The sequence below is a fragment of the Aquabacterium sp. genome, from assembly GCF_035476535.1.
GTDB lineage: Bacteria > Pseudomonadota > Gammaproteobacteria > Burkholderiales > Burkholderiaceae_C > Pseudaquabacterium.
In genome coordinates, this window is sequence record NZ_DATILJ010000249.1 from 1 (window position 1) to 2991 (window position 2991).

Below are 2991 nucleotides of genomic sequence, written 5' to 3' on the forward strand. Positions count from 1 at the left end.
GCCGATGGTCAGCATGACGATCGTGAACTGCGGCTGGCCGAGGATGGGCCGGATCACCAGGCGTTCGAGCGCGATGCCCAGCGCCATCATGCCGAGCACGGCCAGCGGCGCGGCCAGCCAGAACGACAGGCCCACGGTCTGCATCAGCACCAGGCCACCGAAGGCGCCCAGCATCATCAGCTCGCCCTGCGCGAAGTTCACTGTTTCGGTGGCCTTGTAGATCAGCACGAAGCCGAGCGCGATCAACGCATAGATGCAGCCCAGCGCGACGCCCGAAATCACCAGTTGCACGAAGGCCACGCGTTCCGACTCCCATGGCGATGACAACGCGCCACAGCCGCGATGCTGCGGTGTTCCGCCGGCGATGTCGCCGAGGGAAAGCCCGGTGGTGACACCGCTTCGCGGGGCCCGGATCCCAGGGGGTGTTCCGGGGCGGATCAGGGTTGCTGCGGGGAAACGCCGGTCTCAGTCCCCGCCACCGCCGCCGCCGCAGCCGCCACTGCAACTGGAGCCGCCGCTGCAGGACGAACTGCTGCTGCTCTCGCTGCTGCCACCGCCGCCGTCGCCCCGGCAGTCGCCCAGCAGGCCGCCGCCGGAACAGGCCAGGCTGCTGCCGGTATCGCTGCTGCTGGTGGTGGTGCTACTGCTGCCGCCGCTGTCGTTGCGCCGATCGCCGAAGTGCCCGACCTGCGAAGCCACCCGACCCGTCTTCTGCGGCAGCGTGAAGTGCTGGCCGCCGACGATCTTCAGCTTGTCGTCCAGCGCAAACAGCAGCGGCATGCGGGTCGGCTTCATCGGGTTGATGTTCTCTTCCAGGCACACGCAGCGCCAGGTGTTGCGCAGCCCGGCCGTGGCATCGGCACCGCGGCCCATGCCGGTGGCGGGCTGGTGGTGGAAGTAGGCGCCGAAGGCCTGCTCGCAAAAGCGCGCGTAGCTGCGGGTGTCCAGGATGAATTCGTGCCACAGGTCGTCGACGACGCGCGAGGGCATGCCGACAGGGCCGCGGCCGCACTTCAGGTAGGCCAGGAAGAACTGGCGCAAGGCGCGCGCCACCAGGTGGCAGTCCTTCAGCGTCAGCTGCGGGTGCTTGGCGACCAGCTTGTCGAACAAGTGGCTGCCGAAGACATGCTCGCGAACCGCGTGTTCATGCCGCGCACGCACCGCTTCGGCCCGCAGGCGCCAGGCCACCAGGCCGATGCCGCCGGCGGTGGCGCTGAAAAACACATGGGTCCAGAGGGCGGTGTCCATGGCCGGCGATTCTGCCGCTCATGGCCGCCCATGGCCGCCCATGGCCGCTCACCGCACGGGCCCAGGCGGTGGCAGCCCGGCGAAGGGGTCGACCACCCCCCAGGCCGGCGCCAGCTTGACGTCCACCTGGCTGCCGCGGCCGCGCTCGATGAGGAATCGCATCGAGCGGTCGAAGTCATCGATCAAGCGCGGCGCGGGCTGCAAGGGCTGGTCCAGCGGCAGCAGGAAATCGTCCCAGTGGATGGGGATCACGCGGCGCGGCGCGGTGGTCGTGACCACCTCGTGCCAGTAGGCGGCGCGGTAGGCATCGTCTTGCTGGCCAAGCGCGCCAATGCCCAGCAGCACCACGTCGGCCCGCTGTCCTTGCAGCTTGCCCGGCACGAAGCCGGCCGAGCCCTGCACCAGCATCGTCCGTTCGCCGTTGCGCAGCATCAGCGAGAAGCTGCCGCCTTCGGCGTAGCGCGTGGCGCGCACCGGCGGCTTCAGCGGCGCATCGATGCTGCCGCCGGTCACCGCGGTCGGCGCATGGCGCGAGCCGATGATCTCGATCTGCCAGCGGCTGAAGCGCAGCCGGTCGCCATCGGCCACACTACGGATGCGGTCCTCGGGCAGGCCCCAGCCGCGCGCGATGTTGGCAGTGGAGGCTGACCCCACCACCAGCGCGCCGGTCTGCCGCGCGACCTCGGGCGCATCCATCGCGTGGTCGTAGTGCGAGTGCACGGTGATCACGGCCGCCAGCCGGGTGATGCCGGCACGGGCCAGCGCGCGGGCGATGATCTCGCGGTCCGGCGCGATGCGGCCGAACACCACGCTGCGCGCGGGCGGCCGGGTGAAGAAGCCGTCGACCAGGATCGCGGTCTCGCCATCGTCCAGCAGCACGGTGCAGACGCCGAGAAACGTCATGCGCACCGGCGCCTGCGCCCCCGCCGGCAGGGCCGGCAACCAGCGGTCGGCATAAGGCGCCAGGCTGGGCCGGCTGTGCAATTGCCAGGTCAGCCAGCCGGCCACCGCCAGGGCCAGCACCAGCAGTGACACGCCCAAGAACAGCAGCGCGCGCTTGGCGAAGCGCCAGCTCACCACAGGTGCTCGGCGTACACCCACAGCGGATTGATCGCGCTGAGCGAAGCCGTGCGCTTGAAGTACACCTGCTCGCCGCCGCCGGGCAGCATCGGCGTGCGGCGCTGCGCGGGATCCATCGTCGAGCGCTGCGGCTGTTCGGCCGCCAGGCCGACCACGCCGGTGAGCTCTTCACGCGCCGGCAGGTCCAGGCGGAACATCTCGCGCATGTCGTTCCAGTCCTCGCACAGCGCGGCGGCGCCGCGGTACTGCGCGGGCCAGGCCCGCTTCAGCAATTCAGGCGGCAGGAAACCCTCGAAGCGCTCGATGCGGGCGGCGATCTGCACCAGCGCGTTTTCATCGGACCACCAGCTGCCGTAGGCCGAGGCCATGCGCCCGCTCTTGGCATCCCAGCCGGCGGCGCGGTACAGCCGGTGCGGCCCGATGAAGCGCACCACCTTGGCCGTGCCGGCGCGAAAGGTCTGCAGCACCACCGACGGGTTGGCGATCGAGATCGGCCCGCTGGCCAGCCAGACGGACGGAGACAAGGTCTGTTCCTGCCGCATTGATCGGGTCCTCTCGGTGCGCCGGCATGCGCTGCCATCGCGCAAGGCCTGGCGAGCGCGAGTGTGCCTCAGCCCGGATGGGCCTACACCGTGCAATCTGATGAGGGCCCCCGGGCCGGCG

The 2991-nt window shown here is 70.4% G+C and carries 4 protein-coding genes; all 4 read right to left on the reverse strand.

Annotated elements, in window-relative coordinates:
- On the reverse strand, positions 1–300 hold a 300-nt coding region (locus VLK61_RS24530), incomplete at its 3' end, for an ABC transporter permease subunit (RefSeq protein ID WP_414636853.1).
- 165 nt (positions 301–465) lie between these two features.
- Positions 466–1248 (reverse strand): glycine-rich domain-containing protein, encoded by a 783-nt coding sequence (locus tag VLK61_RS24535; protein WP_325424911.1) that lies wholly within the window; start codon positions 1246–1248, stop codon positions 466–468.
- A gap of 48 nt (positions 1249–1296) precedes the next feature.
- Positions 1297–2325 carry an MBL fold metallo-hydrolase gene (locus tag VLK61_RS24540; protein WP_325424913.1) on the reverse strand — a complete coding sequence of 343 codons (1029 nt, stop codon included), beginning with the start codon at positions 2323–2325 and terminating at the stop codon, positions 1297–1299.
- On the reverse strand, positions 2322–2852 hold the full coding sequence (locus tag VLK61_RS24545) for a hypothetical protein (protein ID WP_325424915.1): 531 nt from the start codon (positions 2850–2852) through the stop codon (positions 2322–2324). Before VLK61_RS24545 ends, VLK61_RS24540 begins: the two co-directional genes overlap by 4 nt.
- Positions 2853–2991: the final 139 nt, after the last annotated feature.